Annotated in this window: 15 protein-coding genes; 8 read left to right on the forward strand and 7 right to left on the reverse strand. The window is 65.4% G+C overall.

What is annotated here, in order from left to right; translation table 11 throughout:
- Positions 1–133 precede the first annotated feature (133 nt).
- Positions 134–787: a DUF937 domain-containing protein gene (locus tag BM125_RS01940; protein ID WP_092404330.1), complete on the reverse strand. Its 654-nt coding sequence runs from the start codon at positions 785–787 to the stop codon at positions 134–136.
- A 170-nt stretch (positions 788–957) separates the two neighbouring features.
- On the opposite strand from BM125_RS01940, the gene BM125_RS01945 reads away from it, so the two are divergent.
- The 3 genes from BM125_RS01945 to BM125_RS01955 all read left to right on the forward strand — a co-directional run bounded on the left by BM125_RS01945 (position 958) and on the right by BM125_RS01955 (position 4,383).
- Positions 958–1,332 (forward strand): Hpt domain-containing protein, encoded by a 375-nt coding sequence (locus BM125_RS01945; protein WP_092404332.1) that lies wholly within the window; start codon positions 958–960, stop codon positions 1,330–1,332.
- Between the two features lie 128 nt (positions 1,333–1,460).
- Positions 1,461–2,381, forward strand: a complete 921-nt coding sequence (gene rocF / locus BM125_RS01950; RefSeq protein ID WP_092404639.1) for an arginase — start codon at positions 1,461–1,463, stop codon at positions 2,379–2,381.
- 436 nt (positions 2,382–2,817) lie between these two features.
- On the forward strand, positions 2,818–4,383 hold the full coding sequence (locus BM125_RS01955; RefSeq protein WP_175497861.1) for a sensor domain-containing diguanylate cyclase: 1,566 nt from the start codon (positions 2,818–2,820) through the stop codon (positions 4,381–4,383).
- A gap of 21 nt (positions 4,384–4,404) precedes the next feature.
- Here the strand turns inward: BM125_RS01955 and BM125_RS01960 are convergent, their stop codons facing one another.
- Positions 4,405–5,640 carry a M12 family metallo-peptidase gene (locus BM125_RS01960; RefSeq protein ID WP_175497862.1) on the reverse strand — a complete coding sequence of 412 codons (1,236 nt, stop codon included), beginning with the start codon at positions 5,638–5,640 and terminating at the stop codon, positions 4,405–4,407.
- A gap of 1,077 nt (positions 5,641–6,717) precedes the next feature.
- The gene (locus BM125_RS01965) at positions 6,718–7,557 is read right to left on the reverse strand and encodes a hypothetical protein (RefSeq protein ID WP_092404338.1); all 840 of its coding nucleotides are present in this window, start codon (positions 7,555–7,557) and stop codon (positions 6,718–6,720) included.
- Positions 7,558–7,742: 185 nt separating this feature from the next.
- Here BM125_RS01965 and BM125_RS01970 point away from each other — a divergent pair, with 185 nt between their 5' ends.
- Both BM125_RS01970 and BM125_RS01975 read left to right on the forward strand, forming a co-directional pair.
- Entirely contained in the window at positions 7,743–9,107 is a 1,365-nt protein-coding gene (locus tag BM125_RS01970; protein WP_092404340.1) for a tryptophan--tRNA ligase, read from the forward strand.
- Positions 9,108–9,356: 249 nt separating this feature from the next.
- Positions 9,357–10,253 (forward strand): alpha/beta hydrolase family protein, encoded by an 897-nt coding sequence (locus BM125_RS01975; RefSeq protein WP_092404342.1) that lies wholly within the window; start codon positions 9,357–9,359, stop codon positions 10,251–10,253.
- Between the two features lie 31 nt (positions 10,254–10,284).
- On the opposite strand, the gene dusB is transcribed toward BM125_RS01975, so the two are convergent.
- Positions 10,285–11,271: a tRNA dihydrouridine synthase DusB gene (dusB, locus tag BM125_RS01980; protein ID WP_092404344.1), complete on the reverse strand. Its 987-nt coding sequence runs from the start codon at positions 11,269–11,271 to the stop codon at positions 10,285–10,287.
- Positions 11,272–11,435: 164 nt separating this feature from the next.
- Here dusB and BM125_RS01985 point away from each other — a divergent pair, with 164 nt between their 5' ends.
- Entirely contained in the window at positions 11,436–12,128 is a 693-nt protein-coding gene (locus BM125_RS01985; RefSeq protein ID WP_342741284.1) for a DedA family protein, read from the forward strand.
- A gap of 18 nt (positions 12,129–12,146) precedes the next feature.
- Here BM125_RS01985 and BM125_RS01990 read toward each other — a convergent pair whose 3' ends face one another.
- Positions 12,147–13,145, reverse strand: a complete 999-nt coding sequence (locus BM125_RS01990) for a ribokinase (RefSeq protein ID WP_092404348.1) — start codon at positions 13,143–13,145, stop codon at positions 12,147–12,149.
- Positions 13,146–13,265: 120 nt separating this feature from the next.
- On the reverse strand, positions 13,266–13,700 hold the full coding sequence (locus BM125_RS01995) for a group I truncated hemoglobin (RefSeq protein WP_092404350.1): 435 nt from the start codon (positions 13,698–13,700) through the stop codon (positions 13,266–13,268).
- A gap of 157 nt (positions 13,701–13,857) precedes the next feature.
- Between BM125_RS01995 and BM125_RS02000 the strand changes: the two genes are divergently transcribed.
- Both BM125_RS02000 and BM125_RS02005 read left to right on the forward strand, forming a co-directional pair.
- Positions 13,858–14,769, forward strand: a complete 912-nt coding sequence (locus BM125_RS02000; RefSeq protein ID WP_092404352.1) for an AEC family transporter — start codon at positions 13,858–13,860, stop codon at positions 14,767–14,769.
- 266 nt (positions 14,770–15,035) lie between these two features.
- On the forward strand, positions 15,036–15,491 hold the full coding sequence (locus BM125_RS02005; protein WP_092404354.1) for a TspO/MBR family protein: 456 nt from the start codon (positions 15,036–15,038) through the stop codon (positions 15,489–15,491).
- On the opposite strand, the gene BM125_RS02010 is transcribed toward BM125_RS02005, so the two are convergent.
- The gene (locus tag BM125_RS02010) at positions 15,478–16,179 is read right to left on the reverse strand and encodes a class I SAM-dependent methyltransferase (protein ID WP_092404356.1); all 702 of its coding nucleotides are present in this window, start codon (positions 16,177–16,179) and stop codon (positions 15,478–15,480) included. The genes BM125_RS02005 and BM125_RS02010 overlap by 14 nt on opposite strands.
- Positions 16,180–16,196 lie beyond the last annotated feature (17 nt).

Consider the following 16,196-nt stretch of genomic DNA (forward strand, 5'->3'; position numbering starts at 1 on the left):
CACGTCGGTCGCGCGTGCTGCGCGATTTTCCCGAAATCGACGCCCGCCCCCGCGTGGCCAGGAAGGTCCCGACCCGTCCGTGTTGCTCCGGAGCAGCGCCTGGCATCGCAGCCAGGCGCAGCCCTGGGTGAACTCAGCGCTTGTTGAATGCCCCGAGCAACCCGGCGCCGGCCTGCAGCATTTCACCCATGCTGACTTCGCCGTCGCCATCGGCGTCGAGCACGCCACTGAGCAGGCCGCCGACGCTGCCTTGCTGCAGGCGGTTGTGCTCCTGGCCGAGCATGCCGCTGAGTCCGTTTGCATCGAGACCCTGCTTGCGGGTCATGTTGCCGAGCGCCGCCATGACCAGGGGTGCGAGCATTGCCAGCAGTTGCGAGGCGCCCTGGTTGCCGAGGCCGCTGGTCTGGCCAAGTCCCTGCGCGGCCTGTTCGCGCCGGCCGCCGAAGATATGGCCGAGGATCGCGCCCCCCATGCCACTGCCGCCATTGCCGCCGCCAAGCACCGAGCCGAGCACGTCCCCGATGCCACCACCGCTGCCGCCACCACCCAGCACCGAGCCCAGCAGGCCGCCGATGTCGACGCCCGCATGGTCCCGCTCGAGCGCGGTGTGCAGGGCGCTGGCGCCCTGCGGCGAACTCGCGTTGCGCGCCAGCCCGCCCATCAGCAGGGGCAGGGCCTGCTGTACGGCATTGCTGGCCTGGGCCGGATCAATCCCGAGCTGGTGGGCAATCGATTCAATATGCGATTGATCCAGTTGTTCAAAAACCTTCGAAGTCAGGTCGCTCATGTGGTGTTCCCTCCGGTTCGGAGCGCCAACTTAGCACGCTGCAGGGGTCGCGCCAGCGCCACCGCGCATGGATTCGTCAAACTTCGTTACGCCGGCCTGGGTCCGTCCTTTCTGCGCTAGGCTGGGTCCGAAGTTCCGAGCCGTGGAGGCGACGTGGAGGAGAAGCTGCCATGAACGGAGTCGATAGCCGACTGGCCGAACTCGGCGCACGCTACCAGGCCTCACTGCCGATCAAGCGCGCCAGCGTGGAGCTGGCTTGGCAGTCACTGCGCGCGGAGGCTTCCGATCCGGTCAGGCTCGAGAGCCTGCAGCGCGTCGTGCATCGCATCGCGGGCTCCGCGGCCTCCTATGGCTACGAGGAAATCGGCGCGCTGGCGAGCCAGGTCGATGAGGGCCTCGAAGCGCTGCGCCATCTCGATGTGGCCCGGCGGAACGTCGCTTCCATCGACGCAACCCTGTCCGCGCTGGCGCCACTTTTCGAACGCCTGATCGACGCGCTCGCTCGCGGCTGCGGCCCCTCGCCGCCCATCAAGCGGACACACTGAAACCGCAGTCGGGCACCGCGCTTTCGCCCCATCCTGTATTTCCGTGCGCGTTGTTTGCGCGCAGCCTCATTTGGCCTGCGCGGGCGCGGAGCGTTATCCTGCGCACCCCGAGCGAGGACATTCAGACCATGCAGCGCACTACCCAGGTTTCCCTTATCGGCGCACCCACCGACATCGGTGCCGGGCATCGTGGTGCCTCGATGGGACCCGAGGCGCTGCGCGTGGCAGGAATCGGCCAGGCGCTGACCCAGCGCGGAATCAGGGTCGTCGATCGTGGCAACCTGGGCGGTCCGATGAATCCGTGGACCGGCCCGGTCGATGGCTATCGACATCTGGCCGAAGTGGTGGCGTGGAATCGTTCGGTGATGGAGGCCGTCGCCGCCGAACTCGGCCAGGGCCATCTGCCTGTGCTGCTCGGTGGCGACCATTGCCTGGCGATCGGTTCGATCACGGCCGTTGCCCGGCATTGCCAGGCGACCAAGAAGCGGCTGCTGGTTCTCTGGCTCGACGCGCATGCCGACTACAACACCAGTTCAGTGACGCCCTCCGGCAACATCCACGGCATGCCCGTAGCCTGTCTTTGCGGCTTGGGGCCGCCTGAGCTGACCGAGCTTGGCGGAACGGCGCCGGCCATCTCTCCGGACTGCGTCCGGCAGATCGGCATCCGTTCGGTCGATACCGGCGAGAAGAAGCTGGTCCGCGACGCCGGGCTCGATATCTACGACATGCGCTACATCGACGAAATCGGCATGAAACGCGTCATGGAGGAGGCACTGTCCGACATCGACGAAAATACCCATGTGCACGTGAGCTTCGACGTCGATTTTCTCGACCCTGAAATTGCGCCGGGCGTCGGCACTACCATTCCCGGCGGACCGAACTATCGTGAAGCACAGCTGTGCATGGAAATGATCGCCGACCGGGGCGGGCTCGGCTCGCTCGACATCATGGAACTCAATCCGGCGTTCGACGAACACAACAAGACCGCCGTGCTGGCGGTCGATCTGGTCGAGAGCCTGTTCGGCAAGAGCACCCTGATGCGGGACTGATGCGCCGCAGGCGCGCGCCGGCTGGCACGTCGGACAGCGCGGAGCCCGCGCGGCGTCGATCCTGTCGGCGTACTGCCGCCGCTGGCTGCTTGAATGTGACAACCATCGTTCATTGCGCTTGACCGCTCCCTCCGGGCCGGCTCGCCGAAGCCCAGGCGCTGCCGGCCCCATCGCAGAACAACGGATGGACCGCCCGGCCCGGGTCGCTGTCCCAGGACCGCCACGTGGCATGTTGCTTGCTTGCTGAATGGGGACAAGTGCAGCGCCCTTGACCATCGCCGGTGCCAGCGTCGGCGACCACCGCAGTGCAGGTTTAATTGCTGCGAGGGGTATCCGCAAGCCGCTCCCGGCCGGCGGGTATGGACGAAAGCCGGAACTCCCCGAATCCCGGGTCCGTTCTGGAGCACGCACGACGAAACACGCACAGGCAACCCGCATGTTCGCTCGCAAGCAAAACGATCAGCCTCGACTGGTGACTCTGCTGGAGCCACCCGAGCGCAGCTCGTTGCTCGGTCGTTCAATGGCGATCTCCATCCTGGCGTTGATCGCGGTCGTCACCCTCGGCACCAACACCCATCTCTTCGCTCCGCCGTTGCTGGCCCTGTTGCTGACCGCTGCGGTCGCCGCCGTGCTCGTGTCGATGCGAAGGGCTTCCGTCGGCGGCCGCGGGCAAAGCGTCGCCCAGGGGTTTGCCGATCGCGAATGCGCTGAAGCCGGCGTCGTCGGAGAATCGCTGTTCGTCGCGACACCGATACCCACCCTGCTCGTCGATTGCGAATTTCACGAGATCGTCGCGGCCAATTCCGCGGTCGCCAACCTGTATGGATTCACCCTTCGCGACTTGCGCGGGTTGCGCATCTCGAACCTGCAGCAATCGACGTCAGGAAGTTCCCATGGCGAAGACGTCGTACCGGTCAGCGGACTGGTTCGTCATCGCCGCGCCGATGGCAGTCTGCTTTGGGTCGAGCTGAATGTGCAGAAGATCAGTCACGCCGGGCGTGAAGTCTGGCTCATCGTCGTCGTCGATGTCACTGCGCGCCTGCAGCTCGTGCGCGGCCTCGAGGAGAGCGAGCGCCACTATCGGGAATTGATCGACCTGAGTCTCGGCATCGTCTTTACCCATGATCTCAACGGATCGCTGACCTTGGTCAATCCGGCGTTCGCCCGCGCCCTCGATCTTCCCGTCGAGGCCATCGTCGGCAGGAACCTCTCCGAATTCGTTGTGCCACGCCAGCACGACGCGTTCTCGCAGTACCTGCTCAATGTCGGTCGCAACGGCACCGATTCTGGAGCGGTCCATATGCTCAGGCGCGACGGTGGCGAGCTGGTCTGGGAATTCCGCAACCAGATACGCACCCTGGCCGACGGCAGCCGCGAAGTGCTGTGTTGCGCCATCGACATCAGCGAACGCAGTCGCAACGAGCACCGGTTGCTTGAGAAAAGTCGCAAGGACCCGCTTACCGGCTGCTACAACCGGCGCCACCTCGCCGCCTTCCAGGCCGATGCCAGCCCCGGTGCCTGCTGGGCCAGCGTGGTCATCGACATCGATCACCTCAAACGCTACAACGATACCTATGGGCATCGCGCGGGTGACCAGGCCATCGTCCGCGTGGCCCGTTTCCTCGAGCGGATCGTGCGCAAGGATGATTCGATCGTTCGCCTCGGTGGCGACGAATTCGTCATCCTGCTTCGGCAGTGCGACCAGGCTACGCTCGAATCGTTTGCCGCGCGCCTGCAGGGCGCACTGGCGACGCAGGAAACCGTACCGTTTTCATACGGCCTCGCGATGCGCAAGAACGACGAGGACCTCGAGCAGACCATTCACCGCGCCGATCGCCAGATGATCGAGCGCCGCGTCATCGAACGCAGCAGCATCCGCCTCGACGTACCGCGCGAGCCACGTCGCCGCGAGGCACGCCGTTCGGTCATCCGTATCCATCCCGCGGTCGGCGCAGTCGAACCGGCACCGGCGGTGCCGATCTCGCTGGAAGCCGAGGGCTGAGTCGGGCCTGCGACGGCGCGGCTACTGGAAACCGTTGGCGAAGATCAGATCCACGCTGGTCGTCAGGCAACTCGGGGTGTTCGCGGCGACGCGGTTGCGGATGACCGTGATGTGGGTCGGATGGAAGACCTGTACATTTTGCCCGCAGCTCGCGCTACTGACATGGCAGTAGCTCATCACGGTGCCTTTCGGCGCCTCAGGCGTGCCTGTCGGACAGCTGACCGGCCCTGAATAGCACCCGCTCTCGCCCGAATAGCACTGGTCGATGGTGTTCGAGCCCGTCGGCGCGCTTCCCGAGCTCGAATTCGTGCAGTGCGTATGCGACGCGCCGAAGTTGTGGCCCAGTTCGTGGCCGACGATGAATGCACTCAAGGCAACGCCAATCGCCGGATTGGTGAATATCTGGTTGGTGCTGTAGCTGCCGCCGCTGCTGTTGGTCCGGCAGTAGGCGTTGACCCAGGCGATCCCCGAGGCCGAATTGCCCGATGAGGAGTTGCCCGAGAGCAGCATCGCGAAGGCCCGGCCGACGGTGCCGCTGCCGCTGCTGTAGTTGTTCTGCCAGTAGGTGCCGAACTCGTTGAGCATGGCCGAAGTGGCGGAACTGTCGTTATTGGCGAACGGATCCGATGCCGTGCGCAGGAAGGTCGTTCCCTGCTGCAGGTGCACGTCGAGGTCGCGCTCGTACATCACGTTCATCTGCGCGAACAGGTCGGCGATCCAGGCCGTCGCCTGCGTAGTGTTGCCAGCAAAGCGCTTGCTCATGAAGGTCGTGTCGGTGTCTACGGCGACCACGGCATTGCGCAATGTTCCGCTCGGGCTCTGCAAGTCGATGAGATGATCGAGGGTTGCCGGTGCGGCGTCAGGATTCGGCAGGGAATCCTCGTTTGCGGTGAATTCGGGGGTCGTACCCGCCGGCAGGGCAGACTCGGCACTGACGGCATGGAAGCGCCAGCCGCCCGACACGTGTTCGCTGCGCAGGACAAATGCGCCACTCGGACCGGAGCCGGCGCCATAGGGCTCGCTCAGCAGATCAGGATCGTAGGAGAGGCCTACGCGTGATCTGCCGTCCTTGCTGTAGCCGAGCAAGTGAACGCGCTGGCTACGCGGGACCTCGTGTTGACCGTGGGCATCGACGACGATGATGCGGGTTCCCGGGGCGTAGACATCGATGCGCTTGAACTCGAAATCGGCCAGTACGCCAGGATCCGCAGGAAAGTCCCGGATGGTGGTCGTAGCGCCGGGTGACAAGCGCGCCAAGCGCGACAGCTCCGATCCATCCAGGGTCATTGCCCCGGTCGCTGCCATGGCCGCCGGCGCGACTGCCAGCCACGCACCGAAAAGAAGAAATACCCGCATCCTCACCGACCTCGATACACGCGATTCATAGAAGCGCAGCGTCGCGGAAACGGTCGTCGCTTATCGAGGTTTGGCTCACGAAACGACAGATCGGGGCCCCCGCTCGAGCGTTCGTCCGCGCCGATCGACGGACAGGCGAGGGCAAGTGGCGGAAGCCGTTCCGCGAGGTCCGCCCGCTTGATCCGGCCATCTGCGTGCACCCGGATCCGCTTGCTCCACCGGTATACGCGGAGCCGACCGGTCGCTCCTGCACGCAGCCTAGCCAACCCGGATACTCACTCTGGCGGGGGGAGGGTCGCACCAACGTGTGAACTGTCCTGGCCTGGTTTCGCGTGCCGGACCCGCCTTGGAGAATACAAACTGCGGATGACTCGCAGCGGCGGCGCGAATCCCGCCGCCGACGGCGAAAAGCCTGGCGGCACGCCACGCGCCTTGTGTCTGCCGCGGCCGGTGCCGAAAGACGGTCCACGGAACTGGCCCCACGGCTGCTGGATGGTTCGGACCATCGGTGTCGGCGGAAACCGATCCGGGAAAATAGAAGGGCGCCTTTCGGCGCCCTTCAAAAAAACCGTCGCCGCACGAAGCGGACGACACAATCGCCGGATATTGCGGCGTACAAGTCGGCGGGGTGTTGGTATCGCCGAATGTCAGGTCATCGACCTCCATCGTGTTGCCGGCCGTCGTGGAGGTTGCAGCCGTCTGTTTTGCGACCACGTTGCCGATATACACCGAGGAAACCGCATTCGCTCCGTTGTAGATGGGTGCGAGCTCGACATCGAGGTGCCGTTGAGCAGGAGCCATGGCGGGCGAATACAGTGACCTCGTGACCGGCTCCGGATGCGCGGCCAGGACCCATGTTCCTGCGACTTCAGACCTTGCCGTATTCCGCCTGACTACGTTGCCGGGGTGGGCGGCACGGGCTTGATCACGAGCGACCGCCCCCGCAACGTGCGGGGGCGGTCAGGGTCCGTTGGCGACTTAGCGATAGCGGCCCGGCGGATCCGGGACGAAGCCGTTCGGAAACGGCTCCGGTTCGCGGCTGGCCAGTGGACGGCGCGGAATGATGCCGCGGGCGGCCAGGTTGCGGTAGCTGTCGTACCAGATCGCCACGGTTTCGGCCGGTCGAGCGCTGGCCCGTTCGAAGCGCGTCGTGCCGACCTGCGACCATTCGCGTTCGCCATGGCCGGTGCCAAGCCGCTCGCGCCGTGGCTGACTTTGCGCTATCGCGTCGGCCGAGCGCGACTTCGAGGCCATGCCGGCGGCCGGCGCCTCATTCGCGGCAGCAGCTTCCGCCGATTCGGAATCCTTGGCCCATGGACGGGTAGCCGGCGGAGCGGACGGCGGCGTGCGGTTGTCACGCTCCTCGGCGATCCAGCGCTGGCTGCGTTCGGTGAACACGGCCACGCCGATCACGCCGACGTTCATCGGGCGCCCGGTCTGGGCCGCATAGCTGTCCGGCAATGCGGTGAAATTGAACTGGGCGATCTCGTTGAGGTTCTTGCGCCAGCCGTTGATCTCGGTCGATTCCCAGGGGCCGAGCACGTAGCCGCTCTGGTTGGCGTTGGCAGTTTCACCGCTGACCGCGTTGACACCATCGACCGAAAGCACGGCCAGCACCCGGCCGCCGGTCCGGTTGACCAGGCGCACGGCGTAGCGATGACCTGGCTTGCCGGCGACGTACAGGCGACCGTCGCTCATGTAGGTGCGCAGGGTCGTTCCGGTGTCGCGGTCGACCACGTCGAGATCGAGCAGGTTGCCGGCAAAGGCCGGCGAGGCGGCGCTCAGGGCAAGCAAGGCAGAACAGAGCAGGGCACGCATGGGGCAACTCCTGTTGCGGGTGGGTGAAGGGTTCAACGTGGGCCTGGAGCCGCCGGGGTTGGTCCGCTCCGACCTGTTTGGCTGCGGTTTATGTCGGCGGCGGCCCCGCTCAGGGCTGCGCCAAGCGGATGCAGCGCCCGGATTCGCTAGACTGGGCGACCTGATTCACCGTCCCGACCTGGAAAATGACCGACAAGATACGCACCCTGACCGGCATCACCACGACCGGCACCCCGCACCTCGGCAACTACGTCGGGGCGATCCGGCCGGCCATCGAGGCCAGCCGCCGCGACGACGTCGAGTCGTTCTATTTCCTCGCCGACTACCACGCCCTGATCAAGTGCGAGGATCCGGCCCGCATCGCCCAATCGCGCCTCGAGATCGCCGCGACCTGGCTGGCCCTCGGCCTCGATACGGACCGGGCTTTCTTCTATCGTCAGTCCGATATCCCCGAGATACCCGAGCTGACCTGGCTGCTGACCTGCGTCACCGCGAAGGGGCTGTTGAACCGGGCGCACGCCTACAAGGCCGCGGTCGATCGCAATGTCGCAGACAATGAGGACGGCGATGCCGGCGTCACGGCCGGCCTGTTCATGTACCCGGTGCTGATGGCCGCCGACATCCTGATCTTCAATGCGCATCGCGTCCCGGTCGGCCGCGACCAGGTCCAGCACATCGAGATGGCCCGTGACATTGGCCAGCGTTTCAATCATCTCTACGGTGGCGCCTTTCGGGCGGTCACGGGATCAAAGGACGATCCGTTCGTCCTGCCGGAAGCGGTCACCGACGACAACGTGGCAACCTTGCCCGGCCTCGACGGGCGCAAGATGTCCAAGAGCTACAACAACACGATTCCGTTGTGGTTGCCGGCGAAGCAGATGAAGAAGGCCATCCTCGGCATCGTCACTGATTCGCGCGCGCCCGGTGAAGCCAAGGATCCCGAGGGATCGAATGTGTTCGCCCTCTATCAGGCATTCGCTACTGAGGACGAAACCTGGTCGATGCGTGAGGCATTCGCGGATGGTATCGGCTGGGGCGACGCCAAGCAGAAACTGTTCGAGCGCATTGACTGCGAGCTCGCAGAGTCCAGGGAGCGATACAACGATCTCATGGCTCGGCCGCACGACATCGAGACGATTCTCCGTGACGGGGCACGAAAGGCGCGCGAACGTAGCGTGCCCCTGCTTCGTGCTTTGCGGGAAGCCGTGGGCCTAGGCAGCGAGCAACCGTTCGGTGCGCGTGTCCCGAAAGGCGAAATCTCCAGTCCCAAGGCGTTGCCACAATGGAAGCGATACGTCGAAAGTGGATTGCACTTTGCGAAGCTGGTCGATTCCGAGGGAAACCTGCTTTTCCAGAGCAAGGGACTCGCTGATGCGCGGCAGGCCAGCGCCATCGTGGACGTTGTGATGAGCTATGCGTCGCGCCCGAATTTCGACGGCATCGCGCCTGAGCATGTTGAATTCAGTGGCGATACAGAGCGAATTGCCGAGGCTGTGCGCCTGATCGCAGCGGCGAAAGAAGAGAAGAAGCGAAGGAACACCCAGTCTTAGCGTCAATGGTTGGATCGATCGACGAAGTCCGGATACGCATCTCGAGAGTAATTACGCTTATGGAACAGGGGTCACGGATTTGATCAGGCTCACCTGCCGGAGTCGGTAGCGACCGAACAGCTCTGCCATTTGCGGCGCGTTCGAGCGCCGCTGCCGACGCTTGCCGATGTTGAGGGCAGAGGTGGGCGAAGAGGGCCGCGAGCGACTGACGGGGGGTGGTACATGTCTTCCATTGATACGGGATGCGCGATGCCAGAGAACGCTCGCCGCGTCATTGCGCTGATCGCGCTCGCGTTCGGCCAGTCAGCGTTTGCCATGAATGTCGGCGTGCTGCCATCCTGGGTCTGCGCCCATCCCGATGCGCTGTTCGTGAACGGCTTCCAGTCGGCAACGGCCATAACCCGGCTACCCTCGAACGGCAGTGGCGGGGCGACCGGCAGCATTGCGCGGGCGATCAATGTCCCCGGATACGGAACGCATACCGTGTACCTCTCCGTTCCCGCGTCCTATTCGCCGGCGCATCCGGTGCCGCTGGTCCTCGCTCTGCACGGTCAGGCCGGCCCGGGCCAGGGCGATGCCGCGGCGCAGACGGCACGCAACACCTGGGCTCCGATCGCCAGCGCAAACGGGTTCATCGTCATCGCGCCGATCGGTACAGAGGCGCTCGGCGGTTGGACACCGCCGCCACCGAATCCAAGCGACTACGACATCTTTGCCGCGGCCATTGCCGACGCCGAGGCGGCCTACAACATCGACCGGACCCGACGCGTCGGCTGGGGATTCTCGGCCGGCGGACATGTCATGTATGACATCGTCTTCAACGATTTCGGCGCGCCGGTCTCGATCGACACGTTTGCCGCTTTCGCGGTCAGCGCCGGTGCGCTGAGTTCGTTCGCCTGCGGCAGTCCTGCCGAGTGCGATGCGATCGTTGCCGCGGCGCCACGCCACATTCCGATCGACATCCATGTCGGCAACGGCGACCCATTGGCAAACTCCGCAATCAGCGACTACAACCGGTTCCGGGACCACGGCTGGGTCCGCTACAGCGATCTCTGGTTCACCCTGTTCGTCGGCACCCACAACTATACGACGCCGCAACTCGGGGAGATCTGGTCACATCTGTGCCCGTTTCAGGCCTTGCCCTGAGCACGCCGGTGGGCCGAGCGGAGTGATCGGTTCAGGCCGCCAGAGGCTGACCTTCGGCGAGACGGTCGAAATAGTCGCGGGTCAGGCGCATTTGGGTCGCGGCGCAATCGGTGCCATTGACGACCGTGCGGAATGCGGCGTTTTCGGCCCGATCCTTCGCGTACCAGCCGAGATGCTTGCGCGCGATGCGAACGCCGGCTTGTTCGCCGTATAAAGCGTACAGCGCTTCGAGATGGCCGATCAGGATGTCGCGCACCGCGGCGGGCGATGGCGCAGCGAGGTGTTCGCCGGTGCGCAGGAAATGCGCGATTTCGCCGAAAATCCATGGTCGTCCCTGCGCCGCACGTCCGATCATGACCGCGTCGGCGCCGGTCCGCGCGAGGACCTGCGCGGCCTTTTGCGGCGAGTCGATGTCGCCATTGGCCATCAGCGGAATCCGGATCGCATCACGGATCGCCGCGATCGTCTCGTATTCGGCCTCGCCCTGGTAAAGGTCGGCGCGGGTGCGCCCGTGCACGGCCAGGGCGGCGATACCGGCATCCTCGGCGATGCGCGCGATGGCGACGCCATTGCGGTTGTCGCGGTTCCAGCCGGTGCGGATCTTCAGCGTAACCGGCACCTCGACGGCCTTGACCACCGCGGCGACGATGCGGGCGACGAGCCCTTCGTCCTGCAACAGGGCCGAGCCTGAATAGACGTTGCAGACCTTTTTCGCCGGGCAGCCCATATTGATGTCGATGATCTGCGCACCGAGACCGACGTTGTAGCGAGCCGCCTCGGCCAGCATCTGTGGGTCGTAGCCGGCGATCTGCACGCTGATCGGATCGGGCTCGCCGGCATGGTCGGCACGCCGCTGCGACTTCGCCGTGTGCCACAGGCGTGGATCAGCCGTCGTCATTTCGGATACGGCCAGACCCGCGCCGAGTCGCTTGCACAACTGGCGGAACGGCTTGTCGGTGACCCCGGCCATCGGCGCGAGGACGACGGGTGGGTCGATCTGGAAGGATCCGATGCGCATGGCCCGCCATTTTAGCCGGAGATCGCCCCAGGCCGCAGCGCACCGGGTCGCGCGGCAATCGGCCACGGGGGTTGCGGGCCGGGGTCGCCTGCTAAACTTCGATGGCCCCCGCTGCCGTTCCAGAACCGCTTGAACCCGAATCCGCGCCGAAATCCAGGAACCTTTTGCCGGCGCCCGTTGCAGCGGGTGCGCTGATGGAGCTGCTCAACACCCTGATCGGCTTCTTCACCGAGAACGGCTATGTCGCCGTCCTCATCGTGCTGATGATCTGCGGATTCGGCTTGCCGATTCCGGAGGACATCACCCTGGTCGCGGGGGGCGTCATCGCCGGTCTCGGTTATGCGAACGTGCATGTCATGGTCGCGGTTGGCATTACCGGTGTCCTCGCCGGGGATGCGATCATGTTCGTCATCGGTCGCGTGTTCGGCGAACGTGCGCTGCGCGTACGCTGGGTGGCCTATCTGCTGACCCCGCGCCGCTATGCCCTGGTCCAGGCGAAATTCAGTCGTTATGGCAATCGCCTGATGTTCGTAGCGCGCTTCCTGCCTGGATTGCGCTCCCCGATCTTCCTGACCGCGGGGATGACCCGACGGGTATCGTTCCTGCGCTTTTTCCTGCTCGATGGTTTCGCCGCTCTTATCAGCGTGCCGGTCTGGGTCTATCTGGGCTACTACGGGGCGCAGAACCACGAATGGCTGCTGACCTGGCTAGGTCGCGGCAAGGTGATCCTGTCCATCGTGGCCTTCGTCGTCGTGATGCTTGTCGTGCGCTACTTCTGGCGACGCTCGGCGCGCATGCGTGCGCTGATGCACATTCGCGATCGCCGGCGCCGGCGATCGCGCCTCTCCGGGCCCTGAGCCGCGCTCTGCCGCCGTTCAATCCGCACCGAATCGATCGTGCACTTCGGAGAGGGTCGGCATGGCCAGCGAGGCGCCGATCTTCTCGGTGCTGAGGGCAGCGACGCGATTGGCGTGGACCACCGCATCGCGGAACGTCCCGGCCTCGGGATCTGCGAGTGCGGCGGCCAGTGCGCCGTTGAACGCATCGCCGGCGCCGACGGTGTCGATCGCGCGCACCCTTTCGGCAGGGATCCGGTAATGGCTGCCGGCTTCGAAGCGCGCCCCGGCGCCGTGCGAGACGAAACAGCCGGCCGCGCCGAGCGTGATCACGACGCTGCCAACATCGAGCCGGCGGCACAGTGCATGCAGCTGCTCGTCGGCCTGGGTGGCAAGGCCCGAGTGATCGACCTTCTCGCCGCTGATCCGCTCGAGCAAGAGGGCGAATTCGAGTTCATTGGGCGTGATCAGGTCGCACAGAGCAAGCAGGCCTGCGTCGATGTCGGCGTGCACCGGAGCCGGGTTGAGCAGGGTCACCAGACCGTGTCGCCGGCCGAGGGCCAGCGCCGCGCGCACCGTGTCAAGGGAGTTTTCCAGTTGTGCGAGAAGGACGCGGGCGCCTGAAAACGACGCTACATGGGCCTGCAGGAAGTCGACCTCGAGCAACTCGTTGGCAGCCAGGTTGACGAGGATGCGATTGGCGCCGTCGGCGTCGACGACGATGCTGGCGGCAGCCGTCGGGGTGCCTGTGCAGATCTGCCACCGGCAGTCCAGGCCCTCCTGCTCGGCGAACGCCCGCGCGGCTTGCGCCAGAGCGTCGTCACCGAGGGCGCCGATGAAGACGACCTCTCCCCCCTGACGCCGGCAGGCCACCGCCTGGTTGAATCCCTTGCCGCCAGGACCGGTGCTGAAGCCGAGGGCCCGGCGCGTTTCGCCGGTCTCCGGGAAGCGGTCGGTCAGCCAGACATGATCGTGCACGTAGCTGCCGACGACGACGGTCGAAAAATGTAGGTTGTTTGAGGAACCGGGGCTGTCCATCGTCTCGTGTTGTGTGGCAGGAATCGACTTCAAGTATACGGGCGTCGTATCGTCGCGGCGGCCCAGGCCAACGGGCCCGGACAAGGCCTCGCGGCAGGGCGGGCGCGGTTGCGCGAGCGACTACTGGCCGACGATCTCGGGCTTCATCGGACCGAACAGGCCGAGCACCTGCTCCTGCGTCGAAGCAGCGAGCGCGACTTCATTCATGGCTGCAACGAGGTCCTCGACGAAGGCATTGAAGTCCTCGTCGATGAGGTTCATGCCCGAGTGCGCTTCTTCCATGCTGCGGCCGGTGTAGACGCAGGGTCCGCCGCTCGCGGCACAGATCTGCTCGATCAGCAGGCGGCGCAGGTCGGCCAGGTCGGTATTCTCGAAAAACAGGTTGATGCGCAGGTCGGCGTGGACCCTGGCCAGGCTCGCATCGACCAGTCGCTCGATTCCCGGCGTGCCTCCGAGCGAGCGGTACAGGGCGTCGGATGGCGGCGCCGGCGATGGTGGTGCCGAGGCACATCCGCCGACTATTGCGGCGAGCATCACGGATAGAAGGCGTTTCATCGAAACCTCCCGCGCGGGACGCGACCCTCGGTCGGTCACTGACGTTCACTATCGTCCAAACATGGGCGGTTTGCCAACGGCTCCGGGCCCATCGAACTCGCGACCGGTATCGTCCTCTATAGTGGCGGGCGCGCCAGCGCCCTGACGAGGATGAGCGATGCCGGTCGTTTCGACCTTTGCCCTGATTCTGGCCCTGATCGCCATCGGGCGGGTCCTGCACTGGCGGGGCTGGGTGCCCGGCAACGCCGCCGATACGCTCAATCTCGTGGTGCTCTACGTCTGCCTACCGGCGGCCATCCTCCTGTACGCACCGCGCCTCGAATTCGAGCGCGAGCTGATTGGCCTGATTGCGATTCCGTGGATCATCCTGCTGGCGTCGATCGTGCTGGTCCTGCCGCTGGCCAGGCAGGTGTCGCTTCCGCGCGAGGTCACGGCCAATCTGTTGCTGCAGATCCCTCTCGGCAACACGTCCTTCATCGGCTATGCACTGATACCGGTTCTGGTCGGTGCGGATTCGCTGCGCTATGCCGTGGTCTATGACCAGCTCGGTTCATTCCTGATCCTGGCCAGTTGGGGATTGTTCGTCGTTGCCTTGTACGGTGGCGGCGCACGCCCGAGGTTGTCGACCATTGCCCGCCGGGTGCTGGTCTTTCCGCCGTTCATTGCCCTGGTCGTGGCCCTGACCGTGATGCCGGCCGATCCACCGGAGGTTCTCGGCCATGGCTTGCGCCTGCTCGCCGATGCGTTGCTGCCGATCGTCGTGCTCGCCCTCGGCATGCAACTGCGGCTGCGGCTTCCACGCCATCATGTTCTGCCCTTGGCGTTCGGATTGAGCGCAAAATTGCTGCTGATGCCGGCGCTCGCCTGGGCGCTGTGCCGTCTATTTGGACTCTCACCGGAACTGACCCTGGTCGCCGTCTACCTGACCGCAATGCCGCCGATGATGACCTCGGGCGCCTTGCTCGCGAGCGCCGGTCTTGCGCCGGAACTGGCTGCGGCCCTGATTGGCTACGGGACCTTGTTCTCGATGGCGACCTTGCCGGCCTGGCACGCCATTCTCGGTCATTGAGCCGTGCTCCATGTGCGGGAAACATTTGTCCCGGAGGCAGGCAGCCAGCGCGCAGACAGGCCGGAAGTCGGCTGTCGCCGGCAAGCTGGCCGGAGCGATCGGGACAGATCGCCTGCCGATCACGGGGGGCAAGGCCATCCCCGAAAGGTGCCGGCCACATCTTTCGCTGGCGCACCCGTCATGCGGACGCGCCGCCGCCGTCGTTCAAGCCGGGTTGCGATCATTCGTGTAGCGTTCGCTGCAATGACCCGATCGGAGCCACCCTCATGCGCGGATGGAAAAGCCTGGCTGTCTTCTTCCTGCTGGTCGCGGCCGCCGCGGGTGCCGGCGCAATGGCTGCTCCGGACACGTGGTATGCCGCGCTCACCAAACCCGCGTTCAATCCGCCGGCGTGGCTATTCGGGCCGGTCTGGACGCTGCTCTATGTCTTCATGGCGATCGCTGCGTGGCGGGTCTATCGGCGCCAAGGCGTCGACCTATCGATCGGCGCATGGCTCGTGCAGCTGGTCGTCAATGCAGCCTGGTCGCCGCTGTTTTTTGGTGCGCACCGCATCGACCTGGCGCTGATCGATATCCTCGTTCTTGATCTGGTCGTCATCGTCACGATCGCGCTGTTCTTCCGGCGTGACCGCATCTCCGGGTGGCTGATGCTCCCGTATCTCGCCTGGATCGGTTTTGCCACCGTGCTCAACGCGAGCCTGTGGACGCTCAATCCGGGGTGAGCGCGGGCGATGGCCGGGCGGACCTCGTCTGACCTGGGCCGAGGGCCGCGCAGATCAGCCAGTTCTCGAACGGCATTCGTCCGTGCAGGGGGCGGAACGTGGCGGTGAGGCCGCGCTCGGCGAATCTTCGTTCGAGCGCTGAGCGATCGGGGTAACGCTGCGGACCGATGTTCATCCAGCCGACCAGGCGCGCCAGCCGGTCGACGCCGCGTGTGAATGCGAGCCGCCAGCCGGGAAGGGCGAGTCCGCTGCGGATGACCAGGCGCGACCCCGGAACCAGGCAATCCATGGCGCGTTCGAGCACGGCATCCTGGGCGGTCGGTGCGAGAAACTGGAGGATGTCGAGCAGGGCGACACTGCCCTCGTGGTCGGGAAATCCGTTCTCGAGATCGAAGCACGTGAAGGCCACCGCAGCCAGTTCGGCGCGACCGCCCGCGGCGCGGGCGGCATCGATCTTTCGGGCATCGCTGTCCACCCCGAGATAGGGCCCGGAAAATCCCTGTGCGCGCAAGGCATGGGCGAGCAATCCGATGCCGCAGCCGAGATCGAGCAGCGGCGCCGAGGTGCCAGCGAGGACCTCGCCGACGCCGGCGTAGAGCGGGTCGGTGGCGAGCTTGATGCGCGCGTAGTAATAGTGGGGCCTGAGCGGAAGAAACTGCCTGGCGATGTCGTGGATTGCGCTGCCCATCGAAGCCGCCTAACCCG

It is taken from the genome of Dokdonella immobilis (assembly GCF_900115085.1).
Lineage (GTDB): Bacteria > Pseudomonadota > Gammaproteobacteria > Xanthomonadales > Rhodanobacteraceae > Dokdonella > Dokdonella immobilis.